Source organism: Cupriavidus pinatubonensis (genome assembly GCF_019602855.1).
GTDB lineage: Bacteria > Pseudomonadota > Gammaproteobacteria > Burkholderiales > Burkholderiaceae > Cupriavidus > Cupriavidus pinatubonensis.
This window is the reverse complement of sequence record NZ_CP080766.1, coordinates 2,118,969-2,136,911: the sequence shown is the minus strand read 5'-3', so window position 1 is coordinate 2,136,911 and position 17,943 is coordinate 2,118,969. Positions and strand designations below refer to the sequence as shown.

Sequence of the window (17,943 nt, the reverse complement as noted above, 5' to 3'; positions counted from 1 at the left end):
AGCATGCGTCGGGAAACCAGATTCGTCGCATCGCCTTCAGACACGGTGCGATCCCCTACATAGTTGTCAGAAAATCCCCCCCACTGCCGATGAATTCCGACAAGTGCTTGCACAAATGCGACACCGGCAATCACGGCGGCAGGCTGTCCGAGCCGGCTTGTCCGCAAGCGACGCCGAATGGGCCGATTGCGACCCGCGCGCGCGGTTTCGCTGGCGACACCGGCACCGCAACACCCCAACCGCATTGGCGCACCGATACCACCCTCGTGGCGCTTCGGTTCTATCCAGCCTGGCATCCGGACTGCTCTACTTCGCGCATGGCACGCGCGAGCGCACGACGCGCCCGGCGGCCACCCCACTCCACCAAAGGAATCCCATGGACGCCCTGCCCCGCTCACAAACCTTCATTCTCACGCTGTCGTGCCCGAGCGCCCCCGGCCAGGTGGCTGCGGTCGTCGGCCTGCTGGAACGCCATCGCTGCTACATCGACGAACTGACCGTCTTCGATGACGACCTGAGCAACCGCTTCTTCTTGCGCTGTGTATTCCATCCCACCCACGCCCAGGCGCCGGGCATTGACGTGTTGCGGCAGGAGTTCACGCCGATAGCGGAGGGCTTCGGCATGCAATGGGCGATCCACGACGCGCACGCGCGCCCGAAGGTACTGATCATGGTGTCCAGGCTCGAGCATTGCCTCGCGGATCTGTTGTTCCGCTGGCGCATGGGCGAGTTGAAGATGGACATCGTGGGGATTGCTTCGAACCATCCCGACCTGGAACCACTCGCCCGGCAGCATGATCTCCCGTTCCGGCATTTCCCGATCACGCCAGAGACGAAGGCAAAACAGGAAGCGCAGTGGCTGGACCTGTTCGAGTCGAGCGGCGCCGAGCTTGTGATCCTTGCACGCTATATGCAGGTGCTGTCCCCCGAAACCAGCGGAAAGCTCGCCAATCGCGCGATCAACATCCACCATTCTTTCCTGCCTGGCTTCAAGGGCGCGAAGCCGTATCACCAGGCGCATGCGCGCGGCGTCAAGCTGATCGGCGCGACGGCGCATTTCGTCACCGACGATCTCGATGAAGGTCCCATCATCGAGCAGGCGGTCGAGCGCGTCGATCATTCGTACCGGCCCGAGCAATTGCTCGCGGTTGGACGCGACGTCGAATGCATCACGCTCGCACGCGCGGTCAAGGCCTTCATCGATCGACGGGTGTTCCTGAACGGCGACCGCACGGTCGTGTTCCAGTAAGCCCCAAAACACATCGGCCACGATCGCAATGCGACCGTGGCCGGAACCCTCCCTGACTTTCTTGAGGCGTTACGAACTAGCGGTCGCCTTCGAGCCACGCATTCACGCGCTCCGCATTCGCGGCGATCCACGCATCGGCGGCCGCATCGGGCTTCGTGCCGCCCTGGATCGCCAGCATCACGCTGTCGATTTCGCCGGGCTTCCACTGGAATTTCTTCAGGAACACGACGACCGGCTTTGCCTTCGCCTCGAGGCCGGGGTTCACGATGTTGTCGACGTGCTCGGCATCACCGAACACCTTCTTGGGATCGTCGAGGAAGCGCAGCTTCCACTTGGCGAACATCCAGTGCGGCGCCCAACCCGTCACGATCACAGGCTTGTTCGCGTTCATCGCGCGCGCCAGCTCCGCAGTCATCGCACTGCCCGAACTCGGCATCAGCGAATAGCTGAGTCCATAGCTCTTGATGGCGTCCGAGGCCTTGCGCATCACGCCGGCGCCGGCATCGATGCCGACGATGCGCCCTTCGAACGCCGCCTTCTGTGCGTTCAGATCATCGATGCTCTTCGCCGTCACTGATGCCGGAACGATCAGGCCAATTCTTGCCTCGGTAAAGTTCGGTCCAAGATTGACCACCTTGGTCTTGAACTGGTCCCAATACGCGCCCTGCGTCACCGGCAGCCACGCGGACAGCGTCGCATCGAGATCGCCGCGCGCAACGCCCTGCCACATGACGCCCGCTGCGAGCGGCACGAGCTGAACCGGGTAACCCAGCTTCTTCTCGATGATCCGCGCGGCGACGTTGGTCGTCGCGACGCTGTCATCCCAACCCTCGACGTAACCTATCTTCAGGGTCGGTTTCGTGTCCCCAAGCGCGAACGCGCTCCATGTCAACATCACCGACGCTGCGCCGGTAAACAACAGCTTGGAAAGAAGCTTCATGGCATACCTCCATTGGCCGGAGCGGAACCGCTCCGTGTAGTTAGAACCGTCGAGCGTGCGGCCATCAGCCGCGGAGCAGGCGCTGCAGCGCCTACTTGTCGATGACGAGATCCGACAGCGGCTTGCTGCAGCACAACAGCACCATCCCCTGGTCGATCTCGCGCTGGCGGATGCCGCCGTTGTGTTTCATCTCGACCTGGCCGGATACGAGCTTGACCTTGCAGGTCCCGCACATGCCCTGCGTGCATGACGCTGGCAACCGCACGCCCGACTGCCGCGCCGCTTCAAGTACATGCTGGCCCGAACTGCAGACGATCTCGCGTCGGCTCTTCGCGAAGCTGACGCTGAACGCCGCCATGTCCGCAATGCCGTTTGGTGCCGATGCGACGTCCGTATCCGGGGCCGGCGCATCGGCCGCGCCATCGGCCGTCAGCGTCTCGAACGAGAAACTTTCCTCGTGGTAGCGCCTGCGATCAAAGCCGCCTTCGTCGAGCAGGTCGCGCACCGCCTTCATGTACGGCGCCGGCCCACACGTAAAGATCTCGCGCTCCATGAAGTCCGGCGCGATCAGCTTCAGGAGCGGGAGCGACAGGAACCCCGTCACGCCTGGCCAGCTGGTACGCGCGCCAACGCTTTCGCAGACAAAGGAGGTGCGGAAGTTCGCGTGGTTCGACGCGATCAGGTCAAGCTCGCGCGAGAAGATGATGTCGTCCGGCGTACGCGCGCTGTGCACGAACACGATGTCGCGATCCTCGCCAAGATCATGGTGTGCACGGCTCATCGACATCAGGGGCGTGATGCCGGAGCCTGCGGACAGGAACAGGTACTTGCGCGCCGGATGCCGCGCGCAGGTGAACTCGCCGGCCGGACCGAGCACGCGGATCGGCGTTCCTGGCCGCATGTTATCGTGCAGCCAGTTCGACACCTTGCCGCCCGGCACACGCTTGACCGTGATGGAGAGCGTGTGTGGTCGCGCGGGCGACGACGAAATCGTGTAGCACCGGTTGATAGTCTCGCCCTCGATCTCGAGCTCCAGCGTGATGAACTGCCCCGGCTCGAACACGAACGCGCGACCGTCCGGCGAATGGAAGAAGAAGCTCTTCACGTCGTGCGTTTCCTGCCGCACGTGGCAGCACACAAGCGTCTCCTCGACGTCGCTCGTCCAGCGCTCCGGGAGCGAACTCCAGAACGACGGGCGCGTCACCCGGCTGTCGGCTGGCTCGAATTGGACTGCATCGCGCATCATCTCCATCTCCGCTTCCTTTGCTTGCGCCTATGCGCCGACGTGCTCTGCGAGCCGGCGGATATACCAGGCCGAGAACTTCTCGACGAGGCCTTCGGTGAACGGCGAGTAGGGGCCAGGCTCGTACGCGCTGCTTGCCGAGCCGCGCTGCGAATATTCGACGAGCACGCGGTCCTGGTCATTGGTCGCGTTCCACACCGCCGTCAGGTTCGCCACGTCGTAGTCGACGCCTTCCTGCGCATCCTTGTGGACGAGCCACTTCGTGCGTACGAGCGTTTTGCCGGCCGACAGCGGAATCACCGAGAACGTGACGATGTGGTCGCTCATGAAGTGATGCCATGAGTTCGGCTGCGTCCAGAACGAGAGCCCGCCCAGGTCGGCCTGCTCGAACTTGCCGAGCAGCTTCTTCGAGGCGACCTTCGCGTCGAGCGTCTGCGACTCGCCGCTGCGGTCGAGCGGCAAGCGCTGCGTACGGAAGCCGGTTCTTTCGAGCAGGCGCTCGATCTCGGCTGACGGCAGGTTCAGCGCTTCCCACTGCGCCGCGCGCGCGATGCAGGTCTTCTCGAACGCTTCCATGCCCTCGGCGTTGGCCGGCGACTGCTGATAGCCGAACCCATACTCATACAGCGAGATGGTCAGCTCGGGATGGTTCGCCACGCAGTGATAGCACTCGCGGTTGTTCTCCATCGTGAGCTTCCAGTTGCCCTCCTCGATGATGTCGACCTGCGCGGCGATCTTCGTGTTCGGCAGGTCATGCGGCAGCAAATAGGGCTCCATCGCGGCGCGCATCGCCGCGAAGTCGGCGGGCGGCTCGTCCGCCAGGCAGACGAAGATCAGGCCCGCGAGGTTCTGCACGTGCACGGATTTCAGGCTGTGCTTGCACCGGTCGAACTTCTCGCCCATGTGCTCGGCGAACATGAGGTCGCCGGTCAGGTTGTAGGTCCAGCTGTGGTACGGGCAGACGATGTTGCCGACCGTGCCCTTGTCCTCGTTGCACAGGCGCGCGCCGCGGTGGCGGCACACGTTATGGAAGGCGCGTACTTGCATGTCGTCGTCGCGCACGACCAGGATCGAGTCGTGGCCCAGCTCGACGGTTATGTAGTCGCCCGGCTCCGGCACGTCTGGCTCGACCGCCACCTGGATCCAGTGCTTGCGGAAGATCGCTTCCATATCGAGCGCGAAAATCTCCTCGCTCTGATAGAAAGGCGCCTCGAGGCTGTAGCCTTGCTTGCGCCGTTCCACCAGCGCACCAATGTCTGCCGATACTTTCATCGTCTGGCTCCGGATTCCCTGCATTCCTGGTTTGTTTGCCGATGGACCGGCAACCTCAGTAGTCAATGAGTTGATGCTCGCGCAAGTAGGCGAGGATGACTTGTGCTTTTTCGACCGAAGTCCCACCATTTACGACGTTTCCGCCGCGGCTCTCGGTCGTCGTCGCCGACAGCATCCGGGCATGCCCTGAGCGCTTTTCGGCGGCCGCCAGCCTGACCGGCTTGCGCTCCGCAGCGCCGAGCGTCCATGTGGCGGCGTTGGCGTCTGCGAACCGCGCCGCAGGCGCCGTCCGAATCACGCCCGCCCGCAGCCGTGCGTAGGCAAAGCGCGGTTGCACATTGGCGAGCGGATGGACGGCCACCACGGCCGGCAGCACCGCCTCGACGCGACGGCGCAGGCCCTTCGGCAGGAACTGCCGCACGGTGACGCGCCCCTCAGCGATGTCGACATCGACGGCCGCACCGAGCAGCGGGCGGCCAAGCGCCGCGGCAACGTGGTAGGGCAACATCCCGGTGTCGTACGCGCCCTCCGCCCGTGTCCCGGTCAAAACGAGGTCGTAGTCCTTCACACGTGCGGCCAATGTGCGCGCGGCATCATCCGCTGCCCCGCAGGCCAGCACCTCGACTTCGCGTGCCCCGAGCGCCAGGTACTCGGCGAGGGCCGGCTCCGTGGCGTCACCCGCATGCAGCACCGCGAGCTGCGCGCGATGCTTGTCCGCCAGGGCCAGGCCGATTTCGAGCGCCGCGGCATCGTTGCGGCTATAGCGCGTAGCGCCGCTGACCGGATGACGGCCAATAGACACGAGCACCGCGATGCGCCGGATTTGTTGGGGGGCGTTCATGCTGCGGCTCCTAGCGGTTCGCGGACGCTGGCCGCTGCCGGCGCCCTTCCGTTGGTGCGGCGTGCGGCCTGCACCGCTGCCATCAGCGCCGCGATCGTCTCGTTCGCATCGCCGACGATGGTCAGGTTCGCGCGCTTGGCAATGGGCGCGCTGCCGTCCAGATTGACGGCGATCACGTGACGGCAGTCCTTGATGCCCTGCAGGTGCTGCACGGCGCCAGAGATGCCAAACGCGATATAGACACTCGCCTCTACGGTCTTGCCGGTCGCGCCGACCTGCTTGTCGCGCGTGAAATGGCCATTGTCGACGGCGACGCGGCTCGCGGCGATTGCTGCGCCGAACACGCCGGCAAGCTGCTCGAACGCGCCGATATCGGCCACGCCATTGCCGGCAGACACGATGAAGTCCGCCTCCTCGAGCGCGACCTGTGCGGCATCGATCTCCTCGAGGCCCAGGTCGCGATACGGCTGCGCACCATCGCCAATGCCGAGCAGGAAGTCGCCTGACAACGACTCGCCCGCGCCGGTGAACGGGAGCTTCGTGTCGACCGCGCCCGGCGCAAGCAGGATCACGTCGGGCAGCGAGCGTGTCGCAAAGGCGCGTTTCACCTGTGCGTAGGTGCCGACGTGGCCCGCGTCGATCTCGACCACGTGCGTCGCGACGCTCGCACCGGTTGCGGCCGCGTAGCGGCGGCCCAGATCGCCATCGCCGGTCGCGTTATCCGGCAGGAAAAGATGTTTAGGCGACAGCGCGGCCGCGCAGGCCAGCAGCGCCCGCAGTTCGGCATCGGGCGCAAAGGCGCGGCGATCGAAGGTGGGCAGGGCAATGACCTTGTCGGCGCCGAGCGGTGCCGCGTCGTCCTTCAGTTCGCCGAACACCAGCAGCGCGACCTCGGTCTGCGCATCGGCAAGCAGCGCCGCCGCGGCGAGCGCCTGGCACGCATGGTCGTCCAGCGCGCCGCGCTCGCTGTGCGCGACAACGAGCAGCACGTGCCGCGGATCGCTGACGGCGCGGCGCGGCCTTGCCGCCGTGCCGTGGCCGTGCGCGGACCAGTGTGCAGCGTTCGGATCCGCGCTGCCGGTCTCGCCGAGTGTAATCCTTCTCAGGCCGGCCGCTGTGATCACGAACGGCCGACGTGGATCGATACGTGGGATCTGGTTCATCGAGTCACTCCAGCGAGGCCGCAACAAGTTCGGCCACATCCAGCACATCCGGGCGTGGACCGACGACGCCTTCGAGCATTGCCGTGCAGTTCGGGCATCCGACCGCGACCACTTCTGCACCTACTGCACGTGCATCGGCGATGCGGATATCAGGGATGCGCTGCTTGCCCGGGATATCGGTCAGCGGCGCACCGCCCCCGCCGCCGCAACAGCGGCCGCGCATGCCATGGCGCTCCATCTCCACCACCTTGATGCCGATCGTCTTCAGCAGCTTGCGCGGCGCCTCGGTCTCGCCGTTGTAGCGGCCGAGATAGCACGGGTCGTGATAGGTGGTGACTTTTTCGCGCAGCGCCTCGACCGCCTTCGGCGCGATACGGCCGCTGTCCGCCAGTTCGGCGAGATAGCTCGTGTGATGCTTGACCGTGACGCGCAAGCCCAAGGCGCGATACTCGTTGCGCAGGCTGTGCATCACGTGCGGATCCGCCGTCACGATCTGCCTGAAAGACAAGGTACCGAGCGTGCCGATCAGGCGCTTCGCCATCTGCTGGAACGTCGCCTCGTCGCCGAGACGGCGGGCCACATCGCCGGTGTCCGTTTCCACGCCACCGAGCACCGCATAATCGACGCCAGCCTTGTTCAGTACCTTCACGAAGGCCCTCAGCGTGCGCTGATAGCGCATGTCGAAGGCGCCCTCGCCGGCCACGATCAGCACGTCGACCGTCTTGCCCCGCTGCGCGACCGGCGCATTCAGGTCGACCGACCAGTCATAGCGCGCCGCGGTGTCGTAGCCGCCCATCGTGCCGGTCTCGCGCAGGTTCGCGAGCACTTCGGCCCCTTTGCCAGGCACGGTGCCGTGGACGAGCGTCTGGTTGCGGCGCATGTCGACGATCGCATCGACGTGCTCGATCAGCATCGGGCATTCCTGCACGCAGGCCCGGCAGGTCGTGCACGACCACAGCGTCTGCGCATCGATCAGGCCTGACACGATCGGGCCATTCGGCTCCCCGCGGTGTCGGCCGACGGGGATGCCCGGCGTCGGGGTGCCTGCGTATGCGGCGTCGCTGCCGCCCGCCATGCCGACCACCAGATCCTGAATCAGCTTCTTCGGATTGAGCGGCTGGCCCGAGGCGAACGCGGGACACGCGGCCTCGCACTTGCCGCACTGCACGCAGGCGTCAAAGCTCAGCAGCTGGTTCCAGCGGAACTCCACGGGCTTGGCCACGCCGTACTCCTGCTTCTCGATCTCGGGCAGCTTGAGCGCGGTCGGCGGGGTGGCGGTGCCGCTGCCCGTGTATGAGTCCGACTTGCCAGCAAACCGTTCCTGGCGCGGATGGAACGCAAGATGCATGAGGCCGGCAATCGCATGCTTCATCGGCCCGCCTTTCGCCGCGCCGAACGTCATCGCGAACGCACCGGCGCCGATCAGCAACGCGCAGACTACCGCGAACGCGCCCGACATGACGCCAGCCGGCACGGCCACGTAGAGCACGAGACCGAGTGCGAACGAACCCAGCAGCCACGGCAGCGTGTTCCATGGCCCCTTCGACAGACGCGCGGGTACGTCCTTCGCGCTCCGGCGGCGCCAGACGAACACCGCGCCAACCAGCATCGCGAGCGCCGCGGCGAAGATCGCCTTGTCGAGCCATGGCGAATAGATCGCCAGACCGTAATTGACGAACACGAGCCCCAGCGCACCAATCGCGCCGCCTGCCGTGGCAACGTGCGTCCTCGCGATGTACGGATCACGCGCGACGACGTGGTGCAGGTCGACGAAATAGCGCTTCGGGATGGCCAGCAGGTTCGCGATGCCGAACGATCCGGGTGCGGTCGCCCGGCCGAGCCGCCAGTACGACGCACGCTTCACGACCGCGAATGCGAGCCCCGCCACCGACAGCCACAGCAGAACGGTAATCAGGAGGGACGGGTTCATCGTCAGAAATCCTTCACGAGCCGCAGCGCGTCGTAGATCGCGCCGTGGATGTTGTGCATCGAGATGCAGTCGCCGACGCGGAACAACAGGAAGCGGCCGTTGCCGAGCGTTTCCGACAGGCTCGGCTGCGGCTCCGACGCAAACAGCTTGTGCACGTCGACCTGGCCGCGATTGAGCGATTCCGGCTTGAGCTTCCAGTACAGCGCGTCGTTCGGGGTCGAGCCGTTCTCGATCACGACCTGGTCGACCGCGCGTTCCTCGAGTTCTTCCGTGTACTCGTTGCGCAGCACCGCGATCTTCTTGCCGCCCTCCTCGTAGACACGATCGAGCCAGTAGTTCGGCGTATGGATCACGCCCTGCGCGTACAGGCGGCGATAGAAGATCGGGAAGGTGGTGCCGCCGCAATCATCGGCAACCTTGACGTCCGGCGTCACGATCTCGACCTTCGCGCCGCGGCTCGCCAGGTAGTCGGCCACGCCTGCACCGGCGTGCGTGCTCACGCCGTCATAGACGAGCACGTTCTCCTTCGCCTCGACGCGGCCGGCCAGCACGTCCCAGGAACTGACCGCGAGCCCCTCGGCCACGGCCCAGCCCGGCACCTGATCGGAGAATGCCCGGCCGCCCGTAGCGAGCACGATGATGTCCGGCTTCTCCGCCATGATCATCTTTGCATCCGCTTCAACGCCAAGGCGCCGGTCGACGCCAAGGCGCTTGGTCTCCATGTCGAACCAGCGCACGATGCCCTGCATCTGCTCGCGCTGCGGTGCCTTGGCAGCGAGCAGGATCTGTCCGCCGACTTCCGTGTTCTTCTCGAACAGCACGACGTCGTGGCCGCGTGAGCGCGCGACGCGTGCCGCTTCCAGGCCGGCCGGTCCCGCACCAACAACCACCACCTTGCGCTTCGGGCCACGCGACTTTTCGATGATGTGCGGCATCGTCGCCTCGCGCGAGGTCGCGGCGTTTTGCACGCACAGTACGTCGAGGCCGTTGTACTGACGGTCAATGCAATAGTTCGCGCCGACGCATTGCTTGATCTCGTCTTCGCGGCCGTCGCGGATCTTGATGACCATGTGCGGGTCGGCGATCTGGGCGCGCGTCATGCCGACGAGGTCGACCATGCCGTTCGCGAGCAGGCGCTCGGCCTGGCCCGCGTCGCGGATGCTCTGCGCGTGCATCAACGGTACCTTGATCACCGACTTGATACCGGCGGCCAGATGCACGAACGGCTCAGGCGGCAGTGCCATCGGCGGCATGCAGTTTGCGAGCGTGTTGTGCGTATCGGCGCCGGAGCCGACCACGCCGATATAGTCGACGAGCCCGGACTCGGACATCGCCTGCGCGATCTCCTTCAGTTGCTCGTGATCGAGACCGTCTTCATGGAACTCGTCGCCGCACATGCGCAGCCCCACGCAGAAATCCTTGCCGACCACCTCACGCACCGCCTGGAGCACCTCCACGCCGAAGCGCATGCGGTTCTCGAGGCTACCGCCCCACTCATCGGCGCGGAAGTTCGTGCGCGGGCTCCAGAACTGGTCGATCAGGTGCTGGTGGGCGGCCGAGATCTCGATGCCATCCATGCCCGCGTCCTTCACGCGCTTCGCGGCTGCCGCGAAGTCGGCGATGATGCGGCGGATCTCCTCGACCTCGATGATCTTGGCGTTGCCACGGTGCACGGGCTCGCGCACGCCGGATGGCGTCATCAGGTGTGGCCAGTGCTCGCCATGGAACGCCGAGCGGCGTCCCATGTGCGTGGCCTGGATCATGATCTTGGCGCCATGCCGGTGCATCGTCTCGGCCAGCCGCGACAGCGGATCGATGATCTTGTCGGTCGAGAGGTTCACCGACTTCCACCAGCCCTGGGGACTGTCGATCGACACGGGGCTCGAGCCGCCGCAAATTGCCAGGCCGACGCCGCCCTTTGCCTTCTCTTCGTAGTAGCGAATGTAGCGGTCACCTGGCAGGCCGCCCGGCTCGGCATACACTTCCGCGTGCGCGGTGCTCACGATCCGGTTGCGGAGCGTCAGCTGATTGAGCTGCAAAGGTTTGAACAAGTGGGGATAACGCATCGCGGACGACCTCTGGCGTTGGTGTGTCTCGTATTTCTCGTAGTGCGGACGGGCTTCGGTGTCAGCGCGCGATCGGCGACACTTCGAACACGCAGTGATCGTGTCCTTCGGCCGCGCACTGCACTTCCTTCGACTGCGCGCGCGGTGCGCCCTTGCCTGCGTAAGCGGTGTCGTTGACCCAGTCCATTGCGCCGGCGAACCAGCCGGCGAACATGTAGCAAAGCTTGCCGCTCTTTTCCGGCTGCTGGAGCACGAATGACGAGTGGCGCAGCGCGATGCGCGCGCTAGCCGTCGCCGGATCGGCCTGGAGGATCGAGAACAGGCCCCAGCCGCGCTGCGACAGCCGCTTCAGGTAATGCTCGAACACGGCCATCCCACTGATATCGTGCAACTGCGCCTCCTTATCGCACCAGTGGTAGGCGGACTTGTAGCCGGCCTTGTAGAGGATCTCTTCGTATGCCTCGCGCCCGAGCGCCTCTTCGACGGCGACGTGGTTGTTCGTGAAGAAGTGGCGCGGCACGTAAAGCATCGGCAGCGCGTCGGTGGTCCAGACACCGGTTTCGGGATCAACGTCGATTGGCAGTTGCGGTTGCATCGTGGTAACTCCGTGAGGAAAGGCAAGCCGCGGTAGCGTTGCGTAGACGCGGCGTCGCCCGCGAGCGCGCGCTATCGCGCACGCCCGCCCCGTTTGTGGTGATTTGATGGAAAGCTGGCGCGGTGCGGGGGTCAGGCGCCCCACACTTCCTTGAAGATGCGCACCCAGTTCTCGCCCATGATCTTGCGGATGCGAGAGGCCTTCCAGCCAGCTCGTTCCATCGCCGCGGTCAGGTTCGGAAACTCGCCGATGGTGCGGATCCCTTCAGGGTTGATCACCTTGCCGAAGTTGGTCAGGCGCCGGTAGCGGCCCTTGTCATGCGTCAGCATGTCGAAGAACTCGGTGCTGTAGCCCTGCGTGAAGTCGGTGCCGATGCCGACCGCATCCTCGCCGATGAGGTTGACCACGTAGTCGATCGCTTCGATGTAGTCGTCGACCGTCGCCTCGATTCCGCGCTTGAGGAACGGCGCGAACATCGTCACGCCGACGAAGCCGCCCGCATCGGCGATCTCCTTCAGCTGCGCATCGCTCTTGTTGCGCGGATGTTCCTTGAGGCCCGACGGCAGACAGTGCGAGTAGCAGACCGGCTTTTTCGAGAACGCAATCGCCTCGGACGAAGTGTTGCCCCCAACGTGCGACAGATCGACCATGATCCCGACGCGGTTCATCTCGGTGATCACCTCGCGGCCGAAGTCCGACAGGCCGCCGTCGCGCTCGTAGCATCCGGTGCCCACCAGGTTCTGCGTGTTGTAGCAGAGTTGCACGACGCGCACGCCCATGTCGGCGAACGCTTCGACATAGCCGAGGTTGTCCTCGAAAGCGTGCGCGTTCTGGAAGCCGAGGATCACGCCGGTCTTGCCCTCATGCTTTGCACGGCGGATATCTTCCGTGGTGCGCACGAGCGTCAGCAGTTCGCTGTTGTCGCGAATCGCCTGCTTCATCAGCGCAATGTTGTCGACGGTCTTGGTGAAATTGTCCCAGACCGAGACCGTACAGTTCGCGGCCGTGACGCCGCCCTTCTTCATGTCTTCGAACACCGACCGCTCGAACTTCGAGATGTTCAGGCCGTCGATAATGATGCTGTCCTGGTGCAGCGGGCTCATGGGGGGCTCCAGTCTTATCGTTCGTAGATCGGGAAGCGATCGCACAGCGCGAAGATTTGCTGGCGCACGCGCTGCTCGGTGACAGCGTCGCCCTCCGGATTCGCGCGCAGCGCTTCGAACACCTCGAGGATCAGGCGGCCGATCTCGCGGAACTCCGCAACACCGAAGCCGCGCGTCGTGGCGGCCGGCGCGCCGAGCCGGATTCCGGACGTGATGGTCGGCTTCTCGGTGTCGAATGGAATGCCGTTCTTGTTGCAGGTGATGCCGGCACGTTCGAGCGCCTGCTCGACCTGCGTGCCCTTGAGCCCTTTCGGGCGAAGATCGACCAGCAGCAGATGGTTGTCGGTGCCGCCGGTGACCAGGTCGACGCCGCCTTCCTTCAACACTTCGCCGAGGGTCTTGGCGTTCGCGAGCACGTTGTCGATATAGGTCCTGAAGTCCGACGTCATCGCCTCGCCGAACGCCACCGCCTTGGCTGCAATCACGTGCATCAACGGGCCACCCTGCAGCCCGGGGAACACGGCCGAGTTGATCTTCTTGGCGATTTCTTCATGATTGGTCAGCACGAATCCGCCGCGCGGGCCTCGGAGGGTCTTGTGCGTCGTCGAAGTGACGACGTGGGCATAATCGACCGGGTTCGAATGACGGCCCGCAGCAATCACACCGGCGATGTGCGCCATGTCGACCATCAGCTTCGCACCGACGCTGTCGGCGATCGCGCGGAAGCGGGCGAAATCGAGCTGGCGTGGATACGCGGAGAAGCCGGCGATGATCAGGCTCGGCTTGTGTTCCTTCGCAAGCGCTTCGACCTGGTCATAGTCGATCAGCATCGACTCGCGGTTCACGCCATACTGCACGGCGTTGAACCACTTGCCCGACAACGCCGGCTTGGCGCCATGGGTCAGGTGGCCTCCCGCGTCCAGCGACATGCCGAGCACGGTGTCGCCCGGCTTCGTCAGCGCGAGCATCACCGAGCCGTTCGCCTGGGCGCCCGAGTGGGGCTGCACGTTGGCAAAGCCGGCGTTGAAGAGCTGCTTCACGCGCTCGATCGCGAGCGATTCGACTTCGTCCGCAAATTCACAGCCGCCGTAGTAGCGCTTGCCCGGGTAACCTTCGGCGTACTTGTTGGTCAGTACCGAACCTTGGGCTTCGAGCACCGCGCGCGACACGATGTTTTCCGAGGCGATCAGCTCGACTTGCGACTGCTGACGCTCGAGTTCCTTCGAAAGGGCGCCGCGAACCAGCGCATCGCGCTCGGCCAGGGGCTGCGAGAAGAAAGACTGGGTGTTCGACATAGAGGTCCGTGTGGGATGAAATGGCTGAGGACGAGAGGCCCGCGGCGCCAGGTTTGTTTGCCGGAGCGGCACAGCGTTGCCAACGGATCTATTCTTGTCGTTCGCGTTTTTGGCCGATTGATGAATTCAGACGCGTTCTTTTCCATTTCCGCCATTTGCGTCCGATTTGCACAAGCGGCCGGAAAGCGCACCGCAACGGTGCGTGGCGCGTTGCGTGTGCGGCGTGTCACGAGTGCGGCGCAGCAGAAAACCCGTCCGCCATGCTGCCTGCGAGGCACCCCACGAAAGTTCTAGGGTTTCGCCGTATGGCATGCTTGTTGCGGGTGACTTAACAATAAGTAAAAAGCATCGGGCCTTTTCCGCGAAGGCCGGAAACGCACCTTAAAAAATTTGAAGGACGCCCCCATGTCGACCGATCGCACCGCGTCGTTAGCTCACTTCGCGTTCATGCCGCTCCCCAACTTCACCATGATCGCGTTCACCAATGCGATCGAAGTGCTGCGCATGGCGAATTACCTGAGCGGGCAGGAGCTGTACCGCTGGAGCATCATCAGCCCGGATGGCGGGCTGGTGACGGCGAGCAACGGCCTGGCGCTCGACACTCAGCGGGCAGACAGCATCGGGCGTCCCGACATCGTGTTCGTTTGCGGCGGCATCGACGTGCAACGTTCGACGACAGCGGAGCACCTCTCCACGCTGCGGCGTGCGGCGCGCGAGGGCACCTTGCTGGGGAGCCTCTGCACCGGCACGTACGCCCTCGCGAAATCCGGCCTGCTGGCCGGCTATGCCTGCGCGATCCACTGGGAAAACATGTCCGCACTCAAGGAGGAGTTTCCCGACACGCGCTTCCTGAAGGAACTGTTCGTGATCGACCGCGACCGGATCACGTGCACGGGCGGAGTCGCGCCGTTGGACATGATGCTGAACCTGATCACACGTCGCGTCGGTACTGCGCGAGTCACGCAGATCGCGGAGCAGTTCATTGTCGAGCATGTGCGCGACACGAGCGCGCAGCAGAAGATCCCATTGGTCGCACGCCTGGGCTCGGCGAAGAAGTCCCTGTTCGAAGTGGTCTCGCTGATGGAGAACAACATCGAGGAGCCCCTGTCGCGCGAAGAGCTAGCACGACTCGCAAGCCTGTCGCAGCGGCAGTTGCAGCGCCTGTTCCGCGACCATCTCGGCATGACACCGACGCATTACTATCTGACGTTGCGCTTGCGCCGTGCGCGCGAGCTGCTGCTGCAGACGGATATGTCGATCATGCACATCACCATGGCATGTGGCTTCCAGTCCGCGTGCCACTTCAGCAAGAGCTACCGCGACGAGTTCGGCGTCGCGCCTACGCGCGAGCGCAGGGCGCAGAGCGCGCCACTGGCGAAGTCGTCGGGGCACGGATCGTCTTCAGTGATGCTGCACGCGTGAGCGTTCGGGGGAAGCGGCAGTGAAGCACACTGCCTCAAACGGCAAAACGGGCGGCCGCAAATCGGCCGCCCGTTTTGTTTCTGCGCTAATGGTCAGGCCGCCAACAGCCCGTGCGGATCAATAACGAATTTGCGTGGCGCGCCGCCATCGAACTGCTTGTAGCCTTCCGGCGCCTGATCAAGGGGGATGACCGTCACATTGACGATTTCGGCAATCGGCAAACGATTGTGAAGGATCGCCTGCATCAGGTTGCGGTTGTACTTGAGGACCGGCGTCTGGCCCGTATGGAACGAGTGCGACTTCGCCCAGCCGAGGCCGAAGCGGATGCTGAGGCTGCCGCGCTGCGCCGCTGCATCCTGGGCGCCCGGATCATCCGTTACGTAGAGGCCCGGGATGCCGATCGCCCCGGCGGGCCGCGTGATTTCCATCAGCGAATTGAGCACCGTGGCAGGCGCCTCCTCCACGTAGCCGGACGAGCCGTGGCCATGCGCCTCGAAGCCGACGCAGTCCACCGCGCAGTCGATCTCGGGCGTACCGAGAATCTCGGCGATCTGCTCGCCGAGCGTTGCGTCCTTCGACAGGTCCACGACTTCAAAGCCCATCGCCTTCGCGTGCGCGAGACGCGCCGGGTTCATGTCGCCGACGATGGTGCAGGCTGCGCCAAGCAGGCGGGCTGATGCGGCGGCAGCCATGCCTACCGGGCCCGCGCCGGCGATATAGACCGTCGAGCCAGGCTTCACGCCCGCGGTGACGGCACCGTGATAGCCCGTCGGCAGGATGTCCGACAGGCAGGTGAGATCGCGGATCTTCGCCATCGCCTGGTCGCGGTCGGGAAATCTCAGCAGGTTGAAGTCGGCATACGGCACCATCACGTACTCGGACTGCCCGCCGATCCAGCCGCCCATGTCGACGTACCCGTAAGCTCCCCCCGCGCGCGACGGGTTGACGGTAAGACAGACGCCGGTGTGCTGCTCCTTGCACATCGCGCAGCGGCCGCACGCGACATTGAACGGCACAGACACCAGATCGCCAAGCTTCAGCGTCTCGACGTCGCGGCCGATTTCGATGACCTCGCCGGTGATCTCGTGACCGAGCACAAGGCCGGTCGGTGCGGTCGTGCGGCCGCGCACCATGTGCTGGTCCGACCCGCAGATGTTCGTGGTCACGACCTTGAGGATCACGCCATGGCCAATGGCCCGGCCGCTGGGATCGACCATTTTCGGATAGTCGATCTTCTGTACCTCGACCTGGCCCGGCCCAAGATATACGACGCCTCGGTTGCTGCTCATCGCGTTGTCTCCATGTCTTGTTGAATCGTGCCGCAGCCACGGCGATCGGCGTGGCATGCGCGGCAGCGTCTTCGAGCGTATTCGGGGATGCCGGCGCGGGATGTCCAAAACCCGACAGGCGCTTGCACGGCGGCGACATCGAGCGCGCCGTCCCCTACCGACATCGCCGCGCCGCGGACATCCCCCGCAACACCGATCGCAATCTTCTTCGACCAGGTCGCCGGAGAAGTTCCGGTCAGAACTTGTGGCGAATCGCGGCGCGAACCTGGAACTGGCTCGACGTCGATGATGCGTTCGCCGCCCCGGGCAAGTCAGCCATGTCCAGTGCGGTGCCGGTCTTGCCTCCGGCGACACGCTGGTAAGCACCCTGGATATAGACGTCCGTGCGCTTCGAAAAGCTGTAATCCGCCATCAGGCCAAAGGAATGAACTTTCGGCTTCGCGTCGCCGGACGAGGCGTTGAAGTGCTCCAGCGTAAGCGTGTAGGCTCCGCCCGCATAGAAGGCGGGCGTGACCTGATACTTGAAATTCACTTCGAGGTTCTGGAACCGGAGCGAGTTCAACGTGCCGTTCGCCGGCAGGATCGAGCCGGAGATGTACGAGGTGGAAAGCGGTTCGTTCAGGTTCGAGTTGGAGTAAGCGAAGCCTGCTGTCGCCGCGCCGAAGGTGTAGTTGATGCCGGCACCGAAGATGCGCAAGCGCTTGGCCAGGAAGTTCTGGTCGCCGCCGTTATTGATGGCGCCACCCGAGGTGGCCGACGGGTTGTCCGCCTGCAGATAGGCCGCAGCCAGCAGCAAGCCCCCGCTCGCATACTGCATGCCTGCGCCGTACTGGCGGTTGTTGGCAAAGCTGGTGTCGTTGCTGAAGCTGTAGGTGCCGCCGAACTGGAAGCCGCCAAACGACGGACTGGTGTACTTGACTGTGTTGTTGACGCGGAACGAGTAGATCAGGTTGTCGTTATCGTAGGGGTGGCCGAACATGGTCCCGCCCCAATTGCCGGCAACGGTCGTCGGCGCGAGATAGTCGATCACCGAATCATACTGGCGGCCGAGCGTGACGCTCCCCCATTGATTGTCCGAAAGCCCGACGTAGGCTTGCCGGCCGAACATCAGGCCGCCCTGCGCTGCCTTGCCGTTGCTCGCATTGAAGCCGTTCTCGAGCTGGAACAATGCCTTGAGGCCGCCGCCCAGGTCCTCGGTCCCCTTCAGGCCCCAGCGGCTGCCCTGGGCAAAGCCGCTTGCCAACTCGGTCAGGCTATGTCCACCGACGTTGTTCGTGTAGTTGATGCCTTCATCAACAATGCCGTACAGCGTGACGCCGCTTTGGGCAAAGGCCGACGCAGAACACATCAGCGCCAGCACCGGCCCGGCAATCGCTCCCTTTTTCATTGGATTTCCTCCTCGTATGAACTTGGCTCGTACCGCCGCCGCGCCGGTCGGCGCGGCATACGCGGCAGCGTCTACGAGAGTAGTGGCAGGAACCGCGAAACCTATGTCCAATACCGACACGCGTTTGAACCATGCCGACACGGCCACC

14 protein-coding genes are annotated in these 17,943 nt (G+C 64.5%); 2 read left to right on the top strand and 12 right to left on the bottom strand.

The genetic code is table 11. From position 1 onward, the window contains the following. The first annotated feature begins 376 nt into the window (after window positions 1–376). Window positions 377–1,249, top strand: coding sequence for a formyltetrahydrofolate deformylase (purU, locus tag K2O51_RS09670; RefSeq protein WP_220630128.1), 873 nt, complete (start codon window positions 377–379; stop codon window positions 1,247–1,249). Window positions 1,250–1,325: 76 nt separating this feature from the next. Here the strand turns inward: purU and K2O51_RS09665 are convergent, their stop codons facing one another. From K2O51_RS09665 to K2O51_RS09620, 10 genes are all read right to left on the bottom strand, one after another. Next, entirely contained in the window at window positions 1,326–2,189 is an 864-nt protein-coding gene (locus K2O51_RS09665; protein WP_011300927.1) for a glycine betaine ABC transporter substrate-binding protein, read from the bottom strand. A 91-nt stretch (window positions 2,190–2,280) separates the two neighbouring features. After that, window positions 2,281–3,435 (bottom strand): FAD-binding oxidoreductase, encoded by a 1,155-nt coding sequence (locus K2O51_RS09660; RefSeq protein ID WP_140950957.1) that lies wholly within the window; start codon window positions 3,433–3,435, stop codon window positions 2,281–2,283. A 27-nt stretch (window positions 3,436–3,462) separates the two neighbouring features. Further along, window positions 3,463–4,704, bottom strand: a complete 1,242-nt coding sequence (locus K2O51_RS09655; protein ID WP_011300929.1) for an aromatic ring-hydroxylating oxygenase subunit alpha — start codon at window positions 4,702–4,704, stop codon at window positions 3,463–3,465. A 55-nt stretch (window positions 4,705–4,759) separates the two neighbouring features. Continuing rightward, a complete protein-coding gene (locus K2O51_RS09650; RefSeq protein WP_011300930.1) occupies window positions 4,760–5,545 on the bottom strand; it encodes a drug:proton antiporter in 786 nt (261 codons plus the stop codon). Continuing rightward, the gene (locus K2O51_RS09645; protein ID WP_011300931.1) at window positions 5,542–6,708 is read right to left on the bottom strand and encodes an electron transfer flavoprotein subunit alpha/FixB family protein; all 1,167 of its coding nucleotides are present in this window, start codon (window positions 6,706–6,708) and stop codon (window positions 5,542–5,544) included. The genes K2O51_RS09650 and K2O51_RS09645 overlap by 4 nt, the downstream gene beginning before the upstream one ends. Window positions 6,709–6,712: 4 nt before the next feature. Continuing rightward, on the bottom strand, window positions 6,713–8,638 hold the full coding sequence (locus K2O51_RS09640; protein WP_011300932.1) for a (Fe-S)-binding protein: 1,926 nt from the start codon (window positions 8,636–8,638) through the stop codon (window positions 6,713–6,715). Between the two features lie 2 nt (window positions 8,639–8,640). Further along, on the bottom strand, window positions 8,641–10,704 hold the full coding sequence (locus tag K2O51_RS09635) for an NADH:flavin oxidoreductase (protein WP_011300933.1): 2,064 nt from the start codon (window positions 10,702–10,704) through the stop codon (window positions 8,641–8,643). 61 nt (window positions 10,705–10,765) lie between these two features. Next, window positions 10,766–11,299: a DUF5943 domain-containing protein gene (locus tag K2O51_RS09630; RefSeq protein WP_011300934.1), complete on the bottom strand. Its 534-nt coding sequence runs from the start codon at window positions 11,297–11,299 to the stop codon at window positions 10,766–10,768. 131 nt (window positions 11,300–11,430) lie between these two features. Then, complete coding sequence (locus tag K2O51_RS09625) at window positions 11,431–12,402, bottom strand: dipeptidase (protein WP_140950958.1); 972 nt, start codon at window positions 12,400–12,402, stop codon at window positions 11,431–11,433. 14 nt (window positions 12,403–12,416) lie between these two features. After that, window positions 12,417–13,697 carry a serine hydroxymethyltransferase gene (locus K2O51_RS09620; RefSeq protein WP_220630127.1) on the bottom strand — a complete coding sequence of 427 codons (1,281 nt, stop codon included), beginning with the start codon at window positions 13,695–13,697 and terminating at the stop codon, window positions 12,417–12,419. Between the two features lie 405 nt (window positions 13,698–14,102). Between K2O51_RS09620 and K2O51_RS09615 the strand changes: the two genes are divergently transcribed. Beyond that, window positions 14,103–15,119: a GlxA family transcriptional regulator gene (locus K2O51_RS09615; protein ID WP_011300937.1), complete on the top strand. Its 1,017-nt coding sequence runs from the start codon at window positions 14,103–14,105 to the stop codon at window positions 15,117–15,119. Window positions 15,120–15,211: 92 nt separating this feature from the next. Here K2O51_RS09615 and fdhA read toward each other — a convergent pair whose 3' ends face one another. Then, window positions 15,212–16,408 carry a formaldehyde dehydrogenase, glutathione-independent gene (fdhA, locus tag K2O51_RS09610; protein ID WP_011300938.1) on the bottom strand — a complete coding sequence of 399 codons (1,197 nt, stop codon included), beginning with the start codon at window positions 16,406–16,408 and terminating at the stop codon, window positions 15,212–15,214. Between the two features lie 235 nt (window positions 16,409–16,643). Next, entirely contained in the window at window positions 16,644–17,795 is a 1,152-nt protein-coding gene (locus tag K2O51_RS09605) for a porin (protein ID WP_220630126.1), read from the bottom strand. Window positions 17,796–17,943 lie beyond the last annotated feature (148 nt).